Annotated in this window: 15 protein-coding genes; 4 read left to right on the top strand and 11 right to left on the bottom strand. The window is 62.0% G+C overall.

Annotated elements, in window-relative coordinates; translation table 11 throughout:
- Window positions 1–87: 87 nt before the first annotated feature.
- Together ABD919_RS14240 and ABD919_RS14235 are read right to left on the bottom strand one after the other, a co-directional pair.
- Window positions 88–549, bottom strand: coding sequence for an SRPBCC family protein (locus ABD919_RS14240; RefSeq protein WP_345236687.1), 462 nt, complete (start codon window positions 547–549; stop codon window positions 88–90).
- Window positions 549–1,004 carry a peroxiredoxin gene (locus ABD919_RS14235; protein ID WP_345236686.1) on the bottom strand — a complete coding sequence of 152 codons (456 nt, stop codon included), beginning with the start codon at window positions 1,002–1,004 and terminating at the stop codon, window positions 549–551. Before ABD919_RS14235 ends, ABD919_RS14240 begins: the two co-directional genes overlap by 1 nt.
- A gap of 157 nt (window positions 1,005–1,161) precedes the next feature.
- Between ABD919_RS14235 and ABD919_RS14230 the strand changes: the two genes are divergently transcribed.
- The 3 genes from ABD919_RS14230 (at window position 1,162) to ABD919_RS14220 (ending at window position 4,753) form a co-directional block, all read left to right on the top strand.
- Window positions 1,162–1,872 (top strand): glycosyltransferase family 2 protein, encoded by a 711-nt coding sequence (locus tag ABD919_RS14230; RefSeq protein ID WP_345236685.1) that lies wholly within the window; start codon window positions 1,162–1,164, stop codon window positions 1,870–1,872.
- A gap of 77 nt (window positions 1,873–1,949) precedes the next feature.
- Window positions 1,950–3,404 carry a cellulose synthase family protein gene (locus ABD919_RS14225; RefSeq protein ID WP_345236684.1) on the top strand — a complete coding sequence of 485 codons (1,455 nt, stop codon included), beginning with the start codon at window positions 1,950–1,952 and terminating at the stop codon, window positions 3,402–3,404.
- Complete coding sequence (locus ABD919_RS14220; RefSeq protein ID WP_345236683.1) at window positions 3,401–4,753, top strand: MptA/MptB family glycosyltransferase; 1,353 nt, start codon at window positions 3,401–3,403, stop codon at window positions 4,751–4,753. The genes ABD919_RS14225 and ABD919_RS14220 overlap by 4 nt, the downstream gene beginning before the upstream one ends.
- A 119-nt stretch (window positions 4,754–4,872) precedes the next feature.
- Here the strand turns inward: ABD919_RS14220 and ABD919_RS14215 are convergent, their stop codons facing one another.
- The 4 genes from ABD919_RS14215 to ABD919_RS14200 form a co-directional block, all read right to left on the bottom strand.
- Entirely contained in the window at window positions 4,873–5,478 is a 606-nt protein-coding gene (locus tag ABD919_RS14215) for a TIGR04282 family arsenosugar biosynthesis glycosyltransferase (protein ID WP_345236682.1), read from the bottom strand.
- 57 nt (window positions 5,479–5,535) lie between these two features.
- Window positions 5,536–6,075 carry a heme NO-binding domain-containing protein gene (locus ABD919_RS14210; protein WP_345236681.1) on the bottom strand — a complete coding sequence of 180 codons (540 nt, stop codon included), beginning with the start codon at window positions 6,073–6,075 and terminating at the stop codon, window positions 5,536–5,538.
- A gap of 160 nt (window positions 6,076–6,235) precedes the next feature.
- Window positions 6,236–7,159, bottom strand: coding sequence for an anti-sigma factor (locus ABD919_RS14205; protein ID WP_345236680.1), 924 nt, complete (start codon window positions 7,157–7,159; stop codon window positions 6,236–6,238).
- Window positions 7,160–7,165: 6 nt separating this feature from the next.
- Window positions 7,166–7,726 carry an RNA polymerase sigma factor gene (locus tag ABD919_RS14200; RefSeq protein WP_345236679.1) on the bottom strand — a complete coding sequence of 187 codons (561 nt, stop codon included), beginning with the start codon at window positions 7,724–7,726 and terminating at the stop codon, window positions 7,166–7,168.
- 239 nt (window positions 7,727–7,965) lie between these two features.
- Here ABD919_RS14200 and ABD919_RS14195 point away from each other — a divergent pair, with 239 nt between their 5' ends.
- The gene (locus tag ABD919_RS14195; protein WP_345236678.1) at window positions 7,966–9,360 is read left to right on the top strand and encodes an NAD-dependent succinate-semialdehyde dehydrogenase; all 1,395 of its coding nucleotides are present in this window, start codon (window positions 7,966–7,968) and stop codon (window positions 9,358–9,360) included.
- Window positions 9,361–9,606: 246 nt separating this feature from the next.
- Here the strand turns inward: ABD919_RS14195 and ABD919_RS14190 are convergent, their stop codons facing one another.
- The 5 genes from ABD919_RS14190 to ABD919_RS14170 form a co-directional block, all read right to left on the bottom strand.
- On the bottom strand, window positions 9,607–10,371 hold the full coding sequence (locus tag ABD919_RS14190; RefSeq protein ID WP_345236677.1) for a YdcF family protein: 765 nt from the start codon (window positions 10,369–10,371) through the stop codon (window positions 9,607–9,609).
- Between the two features lie 33 nt (window positions 10,372–10,404).
- Window positions 10,405–10,761, bottom strand: coding sequence for a thioredoxin family protein (locus ABD919_RS14185; RefSeq protein WP_345236676.1), 357 nt, complete (start codon window positions 10,759–10,761; stop codon window positions 10,405–10,407).
- Between the two features lie 170 nt (window positions 10,762–10,931).
- Window positions 10,932–12,560 carry a DUF885 domain-containing protein gene (locus ABD919_RS14180; protein WP_345236688.1) on the bottom strand — a complete coding sequence of 543 codons (1,629 nt, stop codon included), beginning with the start codon at window positions 12,558–12,560 and terminating at the stop codon, window positions 10,932–10,934.
- A gap of 414 nt (window positions 12,561–12,974) precedes the next feature.
- Entirely contained in the window at window positions 12,975–16,124 is a 3,150-nt protein-coding gene (locus ABD919_RS14175) for a TonB-dependent receptor (RefSeq protein WP_345236675.1), read from the bottom strand.
- A gap of 275 nt (window positions 16,125–16,399) precedes the next feature.
- Window positions 16,400–18,586, bottom strand: coding sequence for a TonB-dependent receptor domain-containing protein (locus ABD919_RS14170; protein ID WP_345236674.1), 2,187 nt, complete (start codon window positions 18,584–18,586; stop codon window positions 16,400–16,402).
- Window positions 18,587–18,661: the final 75 nt, after the last annotated feature.

Here is an 18,661-nt window from a genome sequence, read left to right as displayed (position 1 = left end):
GGGGTCGAATACTTCAAACCTAGCCTGTTCACGCCGAACAGACTTTTTTTCTGCCTCATCTATACCCCGCAACTTAGGTTTGCAAACTTAAGGGCGCTCACGTGCTTCCAAGGCTTGCTTCAGGGCCGTATTGCGCCGGCTAAGCAGCTCCGTAAGGTAGCGCGTGAGGAAAAGCCGGTTAAATAACTCTCCGATAAGCCCGGCCGGACTCTGAAACTCAAATACGTCGCGCATCAGTGTACCACCGGGCACTGCCTCAAAGTAGTGGTCGTGCCTTAGCTGCCGGAACGCCCCCTGGACCAATTCATCCCGGAAGTGAGCCGGAGGGGTGGCCGCTGTGATTTCCACTGTCAGGCGCTGGCGGAAGCCGAAATGCCGGCCTTCCCAGGTGACAACATCACCTAGCTGTAGCTGGCCGCTGCTGGGCCCCTGCAATACCCGCTCGCCAGTGTGGCTCGTTGAGTCCAGGTGCGCCTGCACGTTCAGGGCCAGGTGGTAGCAGGCCGTTGGTGACGCCTTAATGAATGTTTGCAGCTGAATGCAGGGCATCAGCGCTCCAGCTCCTGCAGCACCTTTTTGGTGTTGCTGACGTGGTCGGTAGCCGCGCTGTTCGAGTTGAAGATGTAGCGGATGACGCCTTTTTTGTCAATCACAAACGTGACGCGGCCCGGAATGAGGCCTAGCATGGCGCGGGGCACTTCGTAGAGCTTGCGCACCTCGTTGTCGACGTCGGCCAGCAGCGGAAAGGGCAGGCGGTTTTTCTGGGTGAACTTCTGGTGCGACTCCTCGCTGTCGCCGCTGATGCCAATCACCTCGGCTCCCAGGTCCTGGAAGTCCTGGTACTCGTCGCGAAACGCGCAGGCTTCGGCGGTGCAGCCGGGGGTGTTGTCTTTGGGATAAAAGAACAGCACGATGTGGCGGCCCCGGGCTTCGCTCAAGCGAAAGCTTGTGCCGGTGGTGGTTTTGAGAACGAAGTCGGGGGCGGTTTGGCCTACCTGAAGCATAGAAAGGGGAATAAGGTGAATGCGTGCGTACCGAAAGCAAGGACTGTACGGGGCGGCGGGCATCTTTGTGGCAAAATAAAGCAACGCCAGCATGCCCGCCGGCTACGCTGTAGCAGCACTGGCAAACCTTGCGGGCGGCAAGTTGTTTTCCGGCTTCATGTCTCAATTGCCTGCTTCTCCCCGCGTCAGCGTCATCATTCCTGCTCACAATGAAGCCGATGCCATTGGCCTGGTGCTGGCTGAAATTCCCGCCGGCCTGGTGCAGGAAGTGGTAGTGGTCGACAACAACTCTACTGACAACACCAGCGCGGCCGCCGCGGCGGCCGGCGCCACAGTGCTGCGCGAGCCCCGCCCCGGCTACGGCTACGCCTGCCTGGCCGGCATGGCCCACTGCTACGCGGCGCCGATAGTGCCGGTGCCCGACATCATCGTGTTTCTCGATGGCGACCACTCCGACTACCCCGCCGACCTGCCCGACCTACTGGCGCCCCTGCTGCGCGGCGAGGCCGACCTGGTAATCGGCTCCCGGGCCCTGGGCCAGCGCGAAAGCGGTGCCCTGCTGCCCCAGCAGGTGTTTGGCAACTGGCTGGCTACCCGCCTGCTGCGCCTGCGCTACGGCGGGCAGTTCACCGACCTGGGCCCCTTCCGGGCCGTTCGCACCACGGCCCTGCAGCAGCTGGGCATGGCCGACAAAACCTACGGCTGGACGGTGGAGATGCAAATCAAGGCGGCCCGGCAGGGGCTGCGCATCGTGGAGGTGCCCGTGCGCTACCGCCGCCGCATCGGCACCAGCAAGGTGTCGGGCACCATCCGGGGCACGCTGGGCGCGGGCTATAAAATTCTCTGGACCATCTACCGCTACTGGTAGCTTTCTCGTAGGTAGCGCCGCTGGCTGCCTAACTTGGTAGCCCCAAAGTCAATTTCTGTGTTTCGTTCCATCTGCTAATGTCGCTGTTGCCCCTCCTGCTGTTGGGATTATACGGCGCCTGCCTGCTGTTTATTCTGTGCTTTAGCGTAGGCCAGTGGCAGCTTACCCGCCTGGCCTTGCGGGCCTATGCCGGCCCCAGCTCCGCTGAGCCCCCCGCCCCTGCTTCCTGGCCCCGCGTGACGGTGCAGCTGCCGCTCTACAACGAGCAAAATGTTGTTGAGCGCGTCATCGATGCCGCCGCGGCCCTGAACTACCCCGCCGACCGGCTGCACATTCAGGTGCTCGACGACTCTACCGATGCCACCGTAGCGCTGGCGGCAGCTCGCGTGGCGCATTATGCGGCTCAGGGCCTGCACATCAGCCACGTGCGCCGCCCCAGCCGCGAAGGCTTCAAGGCCGGAGCCCTCAGCTATGGTCTGGACCAGACCCAGGGCGAGTTCATCGCCATTTTCGACGCCGACTTCGTGCCCGAGCCCGACTTCCTGCTGCGCACTATTCCCTACTTCTACCCGGACGAGCGGGTGGGCGTGGTGCAAACCCGCTGGGGCCACCTCAATGCCCAGGAGTCGCTGCTCACGCGCCTGCAGGCGTTTGGCCTCGATGCTCACTTCCTCATTGAGCAGGTGGGCCGCACCGCCGGGGGGCACTTTATCAACTTCAACGGCACCGGCGGCGTGTGGCGCCGCAGCTGCATTGCCGACGCCGGCGGCTGGCACACCGATACCCTCACCGAAGACCTGGACCTGAGCTACCGCGCCCAGCTGCGCGGCTGGCGCTTCGTGTACCGCCCCGGCATTATGGCCCCGGCCGAGCTGCCCGCCGTGATGGACGCCCTCAAGTCGCAGCAGTTCCGCTGGACCAAAGGGGCGGCCGAAACTGCCCGCAAGCACCTGGGCACCGTGCTGCGCTCGGCCCAGAGCCTGAGCACCAAGCTGCACGCCACCTTTCACCTGCTCAACAGCAGCGTGTACGTGGTGATTATGCTCATGGCCCTGCTCAGCGTGCCGCTGGTGTTTGTGCGGGCCCACAACCTGGAGTTTAAGCTGGTTTTTCAGCTCTCGTCGGTGTTTCTGCTGGGCTTCACGCCCCTTATCTACTACTACTACACGGCCTGGAAGCTGGCCCAGCCCCAGGGGCGGCGCAGCAGCTATCCGGGCTTTTTCCTGCTGTTCCTGGCCGTGTCCATGGGCCTGGCGCTGCACAACTCCCGGGCCGTGCTGCTGGGCTGGCTGGGGCAGCGCACGGCCTTTATCCGCACGCCCAAGATGGGCAGCCGCCGCGCCGGGGCCCGGCGCTACCGCACCGGCGGCCTCAACTGGCTGGTGGCGCTGGAAGGCCTGCTGGCCGGCTACTTCCTGTTTGGCCTGGCCGCCGGGCTGTACTTCGGCGACGCCGGCCTGCTGCCTTTCCACACCCTGCTCACGGTGGGCTTTGCGGCCGTGTGCTACTATTCCATTCGCCACGCCCGATGAGCGCCTGGCGCCGGTTTCTGGCGGTGGTGGCGGTGGGGCTTTCCCTGCTCGCTTACCTGGCCCTGGCCTATGCCACACCCCGGCAGGAGTTTGGGCAGCTGCTGGGGCTGTTTGCCATTGCCATGGCCGGCTACCTGGTACTGGTTAAAGTCCGTGTTTCCTTACGCACGGGCTTGCTGGTGGCCCTGCTGTTTCGGCTGGCCTGGCTGCCAGCAACCCCGGCCTTATCCGACGATTTTCACCGCTTCCGCTGGGACGGGCTATTGGCAGCCAATGCAGTCAGCCCGTTTGAATTTAAGCCCAATGAATTAATTGCGGCGCAGGATTCGGCGGCTCCGCCAATTCCCTTTTCCACGGAGCTGGCGAGCGAGCTGCGCGCAATTTTCCCGCTGCTGAATTCTCCGAATTATTATTCCGTTTACCCGCCGGTTTCGCAGCTGGTATTTGCGGCCGGGGCCGCCCTGTTTCCGAGTTCCCAGCTCGGCTTCGTGGTTTTTCTTCGGCTACTCATTCTGGCGGCGGAAGCCGGTAGCGCCGCCCTGCTGCTTGGCCTGCTTGCCCGCTGGGGCCGGCCCCGGCCGCGCGCCCTGCTTTACCTCTTGCACCCGCTGGCCATCATAGAGTTAACGGGCAACCTGCATTTTGAGGCCGTTGTTATCTTCTTCATCCTGCTGGCCATCTGGCTGCTCAGCCAGGGCAAGGTTTTGGTGTCGGCCGGGGCCCTGGGTTTAGCCGTGGCCTCCAAGCTCACGCCCCTGCTGCTGCTCCCCTATTTAATTAAGCGGCTGGGCAGGCGGAAATTTGTGGCCTACAGCCTGGTAGTGGGCAGCGTGCTGGCTCTATTATTCAGCGTGTTTATCCCGGCTAAGCTATTGCTCCACATCAGTCAAAGCCTGGGGCTTTATTTCCGCACGTTTGAGTTCAACGCCAGCTTGTACTACCTGCTCCGGGCGCTGGGGTATCAGTACCAGGGCTATAATGAAATTGCCATTATCGGCCCGGCGCTGGGAGCTGTAGCGGCGCTGGCCCTCCTGGGGCTGGCCTGGCGCGAAAAAGCCACTACCCTGGCCGGGCTGCCCGCAGTACTGCTGCTCGCCTTCACCATATATTACCTCTGCGCCACCATCGTTCACCCCTGGTACCTCACGCCCCTGCTGGCATTGAGCGTATTCACAAACTTCCGCTACGCGCTACTCTGGGGCGGACTGGCCGTGCTTTCCTATGCCGCTTACCGTACCCCTGCCTTCCAGGAAAATTTCTGGCTGCTGGGCCTGGAGTATGGCCTGAGCCTAGGCCTGCTGCTTTACGAGCTAAGGCGCGACGGGGCTGGGCACTCACCAGCTGCTTAGTGCGCTTTCGTTGTCAGGGTACGCCAATCAGTAGCGCAGACTTTTAGTCAGCGAGCTCACTAATTCGGGCGCCCTCGCGGACTAAAAGTCCGCGCTACGCACAGCAGCTCCGAACGGCTCTAAATAGCTACTTTCCAGGCCCGCAGGTCGTCTTCGGTGTCAACATCCGTGAGCTCCGGCAAAAGCGCTACGCTGAGCCCTAGTCGTTTCGCGTCGGCCAGGGTAGCGGCCAGCACCTGGTCGGTGCTCCACTCCTTTTGCCGGAACAGCTCGGGCTGCAGCCTGCGCGTGCCCAACAGGTAGTAGCCGCCGTCGGTGGCCGGGCCCAGCACCAGGTCGTGGGTTTCCAGCAGCTCAAACGCCTGCTGCAGGTGGCCGGCCTTGAGTCCGGGGCAGTCGGTACCAATAATGGCTACTTTACCGGCACCTGCGGCAAAGGCGGTGGCAAAGGCCGTTTCCATGCGCTGGCCCAGGTCGCCCTCGGGCTGGGGCTGCCAGGGCAGTCCCGGCCACTCGGGCAAGGGCGCGTTCACAGCCACCTGAGCATCGGCCAGCCAGACGGTGGCCGGAGCTCCCGCATTGGCTACTGCCTGATACGTAAGGGCCAGCAGCTCGCGGTACACCGCCAGCGCGGCGGCATCGCCAATGCCGGCGGCCAGCCGGGTTTTCACCCGGCCCAGCACGGGCCGGCGGGCAAAGATGAGTAGGTGCGTATTGGCAGTCAAGCGAAAAAAGCGGGTGGTGTGAGAAGGAATAGTGCCCGTGGCCAGGCCGGGCCCGGCTTAGGTGCGGCGCACGTGGATGCTGACCCGCTCCCCCTCCTCACTTGTAGTAGGCATCACATCGATGCGGTCGGCCTCGTCGAAAAAGGTGGCCAGCCCACGGATGATGCCCACGGCCAGGCCGCCCATGCGGCGCGGCGACACATAATCCACAATCAGCTCGTTTTCATTGAGGCGGGTGACTTTGAGCACGGGCGGGGCATTGTGCTCGTGCTCCTGCCGCACGCGGGCGTGCATGGTACCTTCGGTATGCTCAATCATGTCCAGCGTTTTCCACTCGGGCTTGATGAGCTTCTGGTACATGTACATCAGGTCGGGCACCAGGTACTCGCCAAACTTCTCGTGCAGCTCGCCGGCCGGGATGCCGGTTTGCTCGGCCGCGTGGCCCACCAGGGCATAGATGTGCTCGTCGGGGTACACCTCCTTGGCATCATACTCCATCGTTTCCAGGCCCGACAGCTCCGTCAGGGTAACCCAGGTGCTATGGTCGTACTGCGTCTGCACGTAGCGTTTGAGGAGGGCGAAAATGGAACCGTGCATGGGGATAATTAAAAATTATGAATTAAAAATCAGAAGGCTGGCTCCTTGTATAAGGAATTCGCCTTCTGATTCTCTTATTTGTTGAATCAGCTAACAAAGGTCATGAAAAAACACAACACAATGGCCGCCAATTTTAAATTAGCAATTCTTAACTTTTAATTCAAATATTTCCAATTACGGTCATGGTGCTCAGCGTGGGATTGACGCTGCCGCCCTCCGGCTCTACGGTCATGGCAAAGGCCTGGGCGCTGGCGATGTCCTTCATTTGCTGCAGGCTGTCGCCAGCTACGGTTGTGGCAGCCAGCATGCCGGCATCCACAGGCTTGCCCTTATCCAGGGCCCAGAGCTGGTACTGCTTGCCGGCCGGCAGCGCCGGCAGATTTTTTACGTCGACATACACTTTGCGCGTGGCGGGGTTGTAGAGCACCCGCGCTTTGGCGGTGGGTGCGGCCGGGGTGCCGGCCAGGGCCACGGCGCGGAACTCGTCGCTGCGCAGAATCTGGTTTTGCTCGCGTATGGCTCGCAGCTCGCCCTGCTGCTGCTGGTAGCTGGCCTGGGTAGCCGCCCAGCGCGTCTGGTCGCCCTGCAGGGCCAGCAGGTTCGTGTTGGCTTCCTGCCAGCGGCTGTAGAGCAGAGCGTTGCCTATCAGGCTAAGCAGCAGGGCTACAGACGCAGCAATGGCCCAGAGTGAGCGGCGCGTGGGCTCTTCAGCTACTGGCGCAGTTGACATGGGGCGCACCACAGGGCTACCGGCGGCGGGCTGCGGGCGGGTCATCTCGTCTACCTCAGCCCGTAGGCTGCTGGTGGCGGGGGGCACGGCAACCGAAGCGCTATCCGTGTCGTAAGCCGCGTGGGCGTGGGCGGCGAAGTGGCCCAGCACACGCTCCCGCATGCCAGCTGGGGGCACCATGGCGTGGGCTTCGGCGTACAGGCCCAGGGCGGCCTGCACCTCCTGGAGCTCGCGGCGAACTTCGGGGTGGCGGGCGGCCTGGGCTTCTACTTCGGCCTGCTCGGCGGGCGACAGCTCGCCCAGCGCATACAGCTCCAGCACGCCGGATTCAATATAGTCTTGGATGTGTGGCACGGCGAATCAGCGAATCAGTTTGCTTAATAATTTGATGGCGGTACGGGCACGCGTTTTCACCGTGCCCAACGGGATGTTGAGCTCTTCCGCCACTTCACTTTGGGTAAAGCCTTCGAAATAGAGCAGGTCGATAATCTGGCGTTGCTCGGGAACCAGCTGTTTGGTGATTTCCTGCAAACCAATGTGCTCGGGGCGGAAGGTAGTCGGCGCGGATTGTCGCTGCGCCGTCAGGCTGTCGTCCAGTCCCGTTGTGCGGCTACCTACGCGGTGCTGCTTCGAGCGGATTTTATCGATGGCCAGATTTCGACAGATATTAATAACCCAGGTAAACAGGCGGCCTTTGGAGGAGTCGTAGCTGGCAAAGGCATGCCAGATTTTGACCAAGGCTTCCTGCAGCACGTCCTGGGCTTCGTCTTCGGCTTTCACAATGCGGAAGATGACACCATAGAGGGCCGCCGAGTACCGGTCGTAAAACAGCGTCATGGCAGACTCGTCGCGGGCGCGCAGCCGCTTGACAAGCTCTTCCTCCGCAGCGGGTGGAATCGAAATGGGGGGCGAATCGGACACGGGAACGGGTTAAAGTGAAGAAAATGACAGGGCGAAGCAAGGGTAGAGCCGGCGCGAAAGTAGCAGATGGCGCCGGTACGGCCGAAGCATTGCCGACAAGCCTGCCAACAGCCGGGGCGAATGCCTTTTCCTGCCAGCTTACCGCACTGTGCAACCTTCGCGCTTAAACATAGTTTGGAATAGCCAGAACCGGCTTTTTTGGCCGGCTCGCCCCTTCCCTCTTAAGCCTGCTCCTTTCCATGCCCATCGAATCCTACAACCCCTACACCGACCGCGTGCTGCGCCGCTTTTCGGCGTTCTCCTGGTCGAAAACCGAGCGCATCCTGGCCCAGGCCGACAAAGCCGCCCGCGCATGGCGCGGCACCACGTTCGCGCACCGGGCCGGCGTTCTGCACCGCGCCGCCGCCCTGCTGCGCCAGCGCCAGGACGAGCTGGCCCGCCTTATGGCCCTGGAAATGGGCAAGCCAGTGGTGGATGGCCGCGCCGAAGTGCAGAAGTGCGCCGCCTGCTGCGACTTCTACGCCGACAAAGCCGAGGAATTCCTGGCCGATGAGCTCATCCAGACCGATGCCGGCCGCAGCTTTATCAGCTACCAGCCGCTGGGCGTGGTGCTGGCCGTGATGCCCTGGAACTTCCCGCTCTGGCAGGTGGTGCGCTTTGCGGCCCCGGCCCTGATGGCCGGCAACGTGGGCCTGCTCAAGCACGCCTCCAACGTGCCACAGTGCGCCCTGGCCCTGGAGCAGGTGTTTCACGACGCCGGCCTGCCCCCTGCGGCGTTCCGCAGCCTGCTCATTGGCTCCGACCTGGTGGAGAAGCTCATTGAAGACGACCGGGTGCAGGCCGTTACCCTCACGGGCTCGGAAGGCGCGGGCAGCGCGGTGGCGGCCACATCCGGCCGCCACATCAAGAAAACCGTGCTGGAGCTGGGCGGCTCCGACCCCTTCCTTGTGCTGGCCGATGCCGACCTGCCCCTGGCCGCGAAAACCGCCGCCCAGGCCCGCATGATAAACGCCGGCCAGAGCTGCATCGCCGCCAAGCGCTTTATCGTGGAAAAGCCCGTACTAAAGGAATTCATTCGCCTGCTGAAAGGCCACCTGCTGGAAATGCAAACCGGCGACCCGCTGGACGAAGCCACCCAGTACGGTCCCCTGGCCCGCCCCGACCTGGCCGACGACCTCACCCGGCAGGTAGAAGACTCCGTGGCCCAGGGCGCGAAGGTGGAGCTATTCGGCGGGCAGAGCCAGCCCGGCTCGGCCTTGTTCCGCCCCATGATTTTGTCGAACGTGAAGCCCGGGCAGCGGGCCTACGAAGAGGAGCTGTTCGGCCCCGTGGCCCTGGTGCTGGAAGCCAAGGACGCCGCCGATGCCCTGCGCCTGGCCAACGACTCCCGCTTCGGCCTGGGCGCCGCCATCTGGACTCAGGACCTGAAAAAAGGCGAGCAATTGGCCCGCGAAATCGAGAGCGGCGCCGTGTTCGTCAACGGCCTGGTAAAGTCCATGAACGAGCTCCCCTTTGGCGGCGTGAAAAAGTCGGGCTACGGCCGCGAGCTTTCCTACCTGGGCATCCGCGAGTTTGTGAATCAGAAGTCGGTGTGGATTGGGAAGGAAGCGAAGGCTAAGGGAAAGACGGAGTAGCTGAATTTCGGTGATGAGGTGATGAGGTGATGAGGTGATGAGGTGATGAGGTGATGAGGTGATGAGGTGATGAGGTGATGAAGGAAAAAAGAACGTCATGCTGAACGCAGTGAAGCATCTTGCCAGGGGAAGTCATCCTTTTCAATTGGGTTTACTCTCGTGGTAGAGATGCTTCGACAAGCTCAGCATGATGTTCTTATTGCCTCATCAAAAATCACCTCATCAGCACATCAGCACATCAAAAAATCATGCATAGCCCAGCACCTTGTACATGCTCCAGCCCAGCACTTCGTGCAGGAGCAGACTCCACTGCACCAGGGCGTTGGGAGACGGAATAATCCAGTAGTCGGGGGTGGGCTTGCGGCGCTCGCTGCGGTAGTCGGCGGGAAAAGGAACGGGATGCAGGCCCAGCCGCTGGAAACAGCCCAGGGCGCGGCGATGGTGAAAGGCGGAGGCGACCAGCACCAGGGACTTTATTTCGGGGTATTGGGCCAGCAGCGCTTTGGTAAACAGCGCATTCTCGCGGGTATTGCGGCTGTTCTCTTCCAGCAGAATATGCTCCTTCGGCACCCCGGACATGCGCAGTAGAATATCCAGCTCGCGGGCCTCGGTGCGGGCCGTTTCCAGCAGGCTGCCCGAGCCGCCGGTTATGAGAATGCGCTTTACGCGGCCGGCGCGGTAGAGCCAGAGGGTGTGCGTGAGCCGGTCGGCCCCCCGGCCCAGGTACACCCGGTCGTGGGGAAGCTTGTCTTCGGCTACGCCGGTGAGCAGCACGGCGGCATCGGCCTGCGCGGGCAGCTGGCTCAGCTTCACGGGGGGTATCTCCCAGGCCCGCATGGCTTCGTTGGAAAGACCCGGGTTGGTGCCCACCAGGGCCAGGATGGCGGCGGCCCGCAGCCAGCGCTGCTGGCGGCGCGGCACGCGGCTGCGCCAAGCCAGCAGGAGCAGCAGTACCAGCCACAGGGCTGGCATGATGAGGTAGTAGAGCAGCTTGGAGAGCAGAAAAAACATGCCCAAAGGTAGGGCGGGCCTCTGCGGTTGGTGCTACCCTGTTATGGGCATTACGGCCAGCAGGCGGTCGAGCTGGGCTTTCACGTCTTCTTCGCTTTGGAGCGTGTCGCACTCCATCAGCCGGCCCTGGCAGTAGCTCACGAAGAAGGGCGCGGCCCGCTCGTTCATGAGCTGCCTGGCTACCGGGTTTTCGTCGGAATCGAGGCGCACGAACAGGATGCTGCGGTAGGGCTCGTCGTCGGCGAACTTTTCAAAGGGCGGCGCCAGGGCTTTGCAGATGGCACAGTTGTCGGACGTGAACTTGGCAAACACCTTGATATGCTCGTGGGTGAAGCGGCGCAGCCCCTCGTCGTCGGTGTCGTGCACGTATTTTCGCTCTTCTTCGGTCATGGCTAATCAGAAAGGCCCGCTCCCGTGCGTGCAGGAGTGGGCCTTTCTTTACGACGTTTATCTGAATTGTGGTTGCTTGTTTCTGGTTTCTTGTTGCTGGTTGCTGGTTTCTGGCTCCCGGGTGAAGGGTATTGAACGACATCAAGAAACCAGAAACGAGCAACCAGAAACTACTTGCTGCGCAGCATCAGCTCGCGGATGTATTTCACCGGGGCGCTGCCGTAGCTCAGGAACTGCTCGTTGAAGGCTTTGAGGTCAAAGGAGCTGCCCTGCTTGCTTTTCAGCTCCTCACGCAGCGCAACTATCTCGGTGTAGCCGGTGAAGTAGCTGCTGAGCTGCACCTGCGAGAGCGTGGCCCGCAGCCACTTGCCTTCGGCCTCGGCCCGCTCCTGAAAGCCCTGGCTCATGAGCAGCTTAATGCCGTCCTCCTTACTGATGTTGTCGACGTGCACGGCATGGTCGAGGACGGTATTGAGCGTGGTGCGCATGTTCCACTTGTCCCAGAGCAGCCACATTTCGTCGGAGTTGTTGCCGTAGCCGTTTTCCAGCATCATGCGCTCGGTGTACACGGCCCAGCCCTCAATCATGGCGCCGTTGCCGAAGATGGACTTCACCAGCGAGGGCGACTGGTTGGCGTACACCAGCTGGGTGTAGTGGCCGGGAATGGCTTCGTGGATGTTGAGAATCTGCAGGGTGTAGTCGTTGTACTCGCGCAGGTAGCTTTCGGCCTGGGCGGCAGTCCACTCCTTGGGCAGGGGCTCCACGTTGTAGTAGGTGTTGGCGCCCTTGTCGTAGGGCCCGGGGGCCGACACGCTGGCGCCGGCGCCGCTGCCGCGCATGTACAGGGGCGTCTCGCGCACCACCAGGGGCTTGCTGGGGTCCTGGGTGAGCAGCTTTTTGTCGTTTACGAACTGCACCAGCGTGGGAATCTGGCGCTTCACGGCATCCACGAAGCCCTCGCGGGGCGCGTGCTTCAGGGTGAGCTGGTTGATGACCTTGGCAATCAGGGCCAGGGTATCGGCTGGGGCGGGCTGGCCGGGGAAGTACTTGGGGTGCAGGCGCGCGGCGCGGCGGCCCATGTCGTGCAGCAGCTCGGCCTTGTGCTGCTGCGCTTTCTGGTAGACTTCCTCGGCCGAGAAGCGCGACTGGATGTCGTAGTTAAACTTCTCGGCAAACAGCTCGCGGCCCAGGCGGAAGTTGCGGAAGGCGCCGGCCGGCAGCACGTCTTTCTGCAGGAAGTCGATGTAGCTCTGAATGGCCAGCCGGGTCGTGGCAATGCGCTCGGTCATCACCTCTTTTTCTTTGGCGCTCAGGCCCGATTTACGCACCGAGTCGGCCAGGGCGGCGCCGAACACGGCCAGGCCGCCCTGGTTCTGGCGGATAGCCAGCTGGGTATGCTCGCGCGTGGGCTGGCGGATGTTGTTTTTGGCGGCGGCGTAGTAGAGCGTGGCCCGCGAAATCTTATCGGAGATGTTGCGCAGGCGGCGGTCGAGGCGGTAGTGCCGGCCGGCAAGCAGGTCGCCCACGCTGGCCCCGAGGTTGTACTGGGCCGGGTTCCACTGCCAGTCGCGCAGCGTATCGGCATACCAGCGGAAAGCCCGCAGCTGGTTGGTAAGCAGGTGGTGGTCAATCTGGTTGTTGGGCGAGAGGCTGTCGGGGGCAAACTTGCCCAGGGCCTGCAGCTGCCTGGTGTAGAACACGGCTTCGCGCTGGCGCTGGGCGCTGTCGGGCACCACCAGCAGCGAGTCGTACTTGTGGTAGCCCTGCGAGGCGGCCCACTCGGGGCTGTAGCGCCACAGCTCTTCGATAAAGGAGTTCTTGTAGGTATCGAAGCGGCTGTCCAGCGACTCGGTTGCGGCTGGCTTTTTATCGGCCTAGCAGCTGGCCAGACTGGCGGCAGCCAGCAAAATAACCGTGGTGGAAAGAGTAAACAGGTGTTTCATGAAAGCAAAAAAGAAAAGCGAATTGCGCGAGAGCGCCTGTAAAGGAACAAGCCAGACGCCAAACGTTGCCCGGCGGCAATTAGGCAGCGTAAGATGAGGCGCTTGCCTGTATGAGTCATCGGGTACCCTACCTGGATATCAAAGGACTACCGGTCATTTGTAGAGACGCAATATTTTGCGTCTCGTCGTGGAACGATGATAACAAAACGCAAGACGGCGCAGCCCCGGAGACGCAAAATGTTGCGTCTCTACGTTGTTCTACTCCCTGGCTCAGTGGAAAGAATACCGCAGCCCCAGCTGCCCCTGCCAGCGGGAGCTGATGGGGTCGGTTTGCCAGGGCGTGCCGGCGGGGTTTTTAAACTGGTACACGGGCTGGTTGTTGGCAATGCGCACGAAATCGAGCAGGGCATAGCCCGAGTTGTTGATGTTGGGCACGAAGTACTGCCGGCCCCAGTCGCGGTGCAGCAGGTTGCCCAGGTTGAGCACGTCGAGGGTAACTTCCAGGCGGTGGGCCTTGGCCAGGGGCAGGCGGGTGCTGAGGCGCAAATCCAGCTGCTGGGTCCAGGGCGTGCGGGCGCCGTTACGCTCGGCGTACTGCCCCCGCCGCTCCGCGAGGTACTCGTCGCCGGCAATGTAGCGCTCGAGCTGGGCGTACTGCTGGTCGGCGCTCACCAGCACTGCACCCTGGGCGTTGGTGATGTCGGCCAGGTTGATTTCGGAGCGGTTGCGGGGCACGTAGAGCAGGTCGTTCTTGGCCGAGCCATCGCGGTTTACATCGCCTTCGTACACGTAGGAGTATGGGCTGCCGGAGCGGGCAATGTAAATCAGGCTGGTATTGAAATGCAGCTTCTCCCCCAGCCGGAACTGGTAGGCCACGTTGGCAATGAACTTGTGGCGCAGGTCGAAGTTGGAGTAAGCCAGCTCGGGGCTGTTGGCCACCAGGGCCTGGTTCCACTCGTAGTTGGCGGCCGGCGACACCCGCACGCCGTTCACGATGTCCTTGCTGCGGCCGTAGCTGTAGCCCGCAAAGGCATCCAGCCGGTCGGGAATGCGCTTGCTCAGCGAGAAGGTAGCGTTGTAGTTGAAGCCCTGCCGGGTGTTGCTCATCACAAACACGTTGGTGAAAGCCGGGTCGATTTTGGAGGCCGCACCCGTGGTCGTGAAATACGGGCGGTTGTCGGCCCCCGCAAACGTGGCTTTGTTGTCCTTAAAGTTGATGGACTGGAACAGCACGCCGGCCAGCACGCGGGAGTACAGGCCTTCGGCCGTGAAGGTCATGTCGTAGGGCAGCTTCACGTCCAGGGCCAGCGTCGACTTCCAGTCGCGGGGCAGCTGGAAGTCGTTGTCAATCAAATTGATTTCGGCGATGCCTGGCTGCAGGGCCTGCAGGGCCGACAGGTCTTCGGCAATGGGCAGCGGGCCGCTGGGGCGGTAGTCGATGTTGTTGTAGCGGTTGCCGGAGATGTAGTGGGCGTAGGCGTACCACACAAAGGGAATGCGGCCGGTAAACAGGCCCGAGCCGCCGCGCAGCTGCAGGGTGTTGGCCTCGTTCAGCCCGTAGTTGAAGCTCAGGCGGGGATTGAGCTGGGGCACGCCGCCGAACTTGTTCTGGTACTTGCTGAACTCCGGATTTTTGAATACGGCCGGGTTCACGGGCACCTTGTCGGGGTGCACCTGCAGGTCGAGCCGCAGCCCCAGCTGCACGGTCAGGCGGTTGCTCACATGGTAGTCGTCCTGGGCGTAGAGGCTCAGCAGCAGCACCCGGAAATTGGCCGAGGGCAGGCTTTTGTTGTATTCAATGCCGTTGTTTTCGGTGTTGTACACCCCGCGCACCCGGTTGGGGCGGTTGTTTAGAAAGGCATCCAGCGACGAGTACTGCCAGCGCCCGTTAAAGGCCGTCAGGAAGCGGTACTCGATGTTGTTCAGCTCGCTGTTGGTGCCCAGGGTGAGGGTGTGGCGGTTGCGAAACAGCGTCAGGTTGTCGGTGAGCTGGGTGGTGCTTAGGCTGGAGCCGTACACCGCCGCCTCGCGGTAGGTACCGGCAAAGATGCTGGTGGAGGTGTTGTAGTTGATTTCCAGGTGCGGAAACAGGCGGCCTTCGTAGCTGCGGTGCTCGTCTACCGTGTTCAGGCCCACAATCAGCTGGTTGGAGAGCTGGCTGCTGAACGTGCTTTTCAGCTCCCCCACCAGGCTGTTGGTGCGGCTGTGGTGGCGGAAGCCCTGGTTGCCGAAGTTGAGCACGATGGGCGAGCGTTCGAGGTTGTCGGCAAAGCCCGTCACGAAGTTGTCGCGCAAACTCAGCCGGTGCTTGTCGGAGAGGTTATAGTCGAGGCGCAGCAGAAACTTGTCGCTGCTGCGCTGAATGCTGGCCGCGCCGAAGGTGCCGGGGTCGTAGCCGTACCGCTCGCGCAGCACGGTGCTTATCTGCTGGGCTACGTCCAGGGGCACGTTGGCGCCGGCTTCGCCGGGGGCATACAGCACCGGCTCTTCGCGGCGCTGGTTTTCGTAGTTGCCAAAGAAGAACAGCTTGTTTTTCAGGATGGGCCCGCCCAGGCTGGCGCCCGACTGAATGTCGTAGTAGCGGGAGATGGGCGTGTGCAGGGAGTCGACGCTGGGGCCGGTAATCACCTGGTTGCGGGCGTAGCTGTACACACTGCCGGCCAGCTGGTTGGTGCCGCTTTTGGTCACGGCGTTGATGTTGGCGCCGGTGAAGTTGCCCAGTGTCACGTTGAAGGGCGAAATCACCACGGAAATCTCGTCGATGGCATCGATGGAAATGGGCTGGGTGCCCGCCAGCGCCCCCGGCGTGCCCGAGGCCACCGAGCCCGCCGCCCCGCTCGCCGGCTCCTGAAAGCCCAGCACGTCGTTGGTGGCCATGCCGTCGATGCTCAGGTTGTTGAACCGGTAGTTGGAGCCGCCGAAGGAGTTCTTATTGCCCTGGGGCATGAGCTTGGTCAGGTCGCCGAGGCTGCGGTTCAGCGTGGGCACGTTCTGAATGGCCTGCTGGCTGAGGTGGTAGGCCTGCCCGTTTTTGTCGGCCGTGAACGGGTCGCTTTTGCTGGCCGTCACGGCCACCTCCCCCAGCTCGGTGGCTGCTTCTGCCAGGGTAAAGGTTTGCCGGGCCACCTTGCCCAGGCTCAGGTATACCTCTTCTTTTGCCTGCGGCTTGAAGCCTACGAAGCTTACCTGCACGGAATAGGGGCCGCCCGGTTTGAGGTTGTTCAGCAAGAGCTTGCCATTGGCGTCCGACTGCGTGCCGCTGCGGGTGCCGGTGGGCAGGTGGGTAAGCACCACCGAGGCACCGGGGATGGCCTCCCCTGCCTTGTTTAGTATCAGTCCTTCAAACGCACTGGTTGTAAGCTGGGCACTGGAGAAAAAGGGCAGCAGAAAAGCCAGCAGAAGCAGATAGAATTTCCTCATAAAGGCGAGTCAGGAGCGAGGGCGCCACCGCCCGACCGGGCTACAGGCTTTCCAGACCTACGGAAGGAGCAGCCCCTGCGGATTAACAGCGCAAGTAATGCGGAAATGGCTGGCTAGGCTACGCCCTTTGCAGCCTGGTTGTGCGGTGCTGCCGCCGGCTCAGAGCGGGTTCACTTGCTTTGTATGAAGCTGAAAGAGGTAGCCGTGAAAACCTGGGCTGATTTTCACGGCTACCTCTTTCAACTTTTACTCCCGACGCGGACCAAAAACCCGCTTTAGTTTGCCCGGTTCAGCTCCTCCAGGCTGCTATTGCGCCGCTTGGTGTCAAGCTTTTCGCCGCGGCTGAAATTATAGCGGAGGCTGAGCCCCACGCTGCGCCAGCGGAAGTACTGGTCGAACTCGTTGACGTTGCCGTTAATGTCGGTGCTGAAGCGGTACCGGTAGCCTTTGAACAGGTCGTTGACGTTGACGCCCACTTCCAGCTTTTCCTTCAGAATGGCTTTCTTAAGCGCCAGCCCCACCCAGTGCATGGGCGCAATCTGGTACAGGCCCGATGCCGTGGGGCCCAGGTAGCGCGCCTCTACTTCCAGGCGCACCTTGTAAGGGAGGGCAAGGGTGTGGTTCGACTGCAGCATGTAGTAGAGCTGCTCGTTGGTGAGCGGCCCGTTGTCGGCGTTGGTGCTGAACTTTCGATAGGAAACCACGACAGTGTTTTGCGTGTCCCACCACTTCAGCAGCTGGTAGGGAGCCACGGCGGTCAGGCTGGCAATATGGCCGCTGTTGAGGTTGCCGGTGGTGTAGATGGTGGTGGCCTGGTCCACGTTCAGGATGGGAATTTCGGCACTCACGTCGGTCTGGTAGTCGTAGCTGAACGAGAGGTTATACACCCTCTTAAAGGAATGGGCCAGCCGGAACGCGTGCGTGTACTGCGGCCGCAAATCCGGGTTGCCCTGCTCCCAGGTGTAGGGGTCGCGGTAGAAGCGGAACGGGTTGAGACTGCCGTAGTTGGGGCGGTTCAGCCGGCGGCTGTAGCTGTAGTTGATGCCGTAGTCCTCGCTTACCTTCTGCTGCACAAACACGCTGGGAAACAGGTTCAGGTACTGGCGCCGGGTAAGCTGGCCCGTGGTGTAGGACTCCCCTACCGACTGCGTGTTTTCCAGGCGCAGGCCGGTTTGCAGCGTCAGGCGCTCGCCGGCTTTGCCACTCCAGCTCAGGTAGGCTGCCTGAATGTTTTCCTGGTAGTTGAAGTGGTTGGTGCGCAGCGGGTCGAGCACCAGGGCGCCGTTGTTGAAGAAAAAACGGGAGTCGTTGTCGGCCGTTACCCGGCTGAGCTTTACGCCCGCCTCCACCTTGTGGCCACTGGCAAAGGGGCGGGCAAAGTCGGCCTTGGCCGAGTAGATGTCCAGCTGGCTAAAGGTGCTGGTGTACAGAAAGTCCTGGGTTTGCTGCCGGGTAGGCAAGCGGGTAAAGTAGTTGTAGAAGTCAGCCTGTCCCCGGTCCCGGATTTGCACGTAGTCCAGGTCTGTCGTCAGCGTAGTACCCAGGCTGTCGAGCTTGCCGCTGTAGTGCAGGTTGGTGGTGAGGTTGGTGTAGCGGCTGCGGCTGAAGTTGTCGGCGTCTACGAACTGCTCGGGCTGCTCGCGGCTGCTTCCCACGTAGGTATCGGTGAGAAACTCAGATTCGCCGCGCCGGGTGGTGTAGCCGGCCAGCAGCCCCAGGCTGTGGTTTTTGCTCAGGCTGTAGTCGGTGCCCAGGCGCAGCGCCGGCGGCGTGCGGGAGATGAAGCTGCCCGTAGCCGTCTGGTCGAAGTAAGTGGTTTTGCCGGGGCCATAAAACACCCGGGTGAAGGTGGCATTACGGCCGCCCACCCGGCGGGTGGCGTCCAGGTTCAGGAAGGAGTTCCAGCGGCCGCGCTTCAGGTTGAGGCTGCCGCCGTAGGTGTACCCAAACTGCTGAAAGAAATTGTAGGAGCCCGTGGTGTAGAGGCTGCCGTTGAGGCCCTGCTGGGTGTTTTTCTTCAGGTTGATGTTGAGCACCCCGGCGGTGCCCTCGGCATCGTACCTGGCTGGTGGGTTGGTAATGATTTCGATGTTCTTCAGGTTATCGGCGGGCATACCTTCCAGCAGGTTGCGCAGGTCGCGGGCCGAGAGGTAGGTGAGCTTGCCATCGAGCATGACCGTGACGCCGGCTTTGCCGTTGAGCTGAATGTTGCCTTCCTGGTCGATGAACACCCCCGGTGATTTGGCCAGCACCGAGAAGGCCGTGTTGCCGGCCGCCATGGCCGTGCCCGCCACACTCACCACCAGTCGGTCGGCTTCCTGCACAATGGTAGGCCGCATGGCCACCACGCTCACCTCGCCCAGCTGCTTGGTCTCGGCCTTCAGCACGAAGGGCCCAAAGTCCTTGCTGTATGCCGGCCCGCTGACCTCAAAAACCGGGGTTTCCGTGGCTACATAACCCAAGTTGCGGGCTATAGGCCGGCTTGGTGGAGGGTGTGGGCAAAAATGAAGAGGGCAATTTTCAGGGCAAACCCGGCA

Origin of the sequence: Hymenobacter saemangeumensis (assembly GCF_039541835.1) — a bacterium.
GTDB classification, from domain to species: Bacteria; Bacteroidota; Bacteroidia; order Cytophagales; family Hymenobacteraceae; genus Hymenobacter; species Hymenobacter saemangeumensis.
Note: the sequence above shows the minus strand (reverse complement) of the source record. Positions and strands in the feature narration are given on the sequence as shown.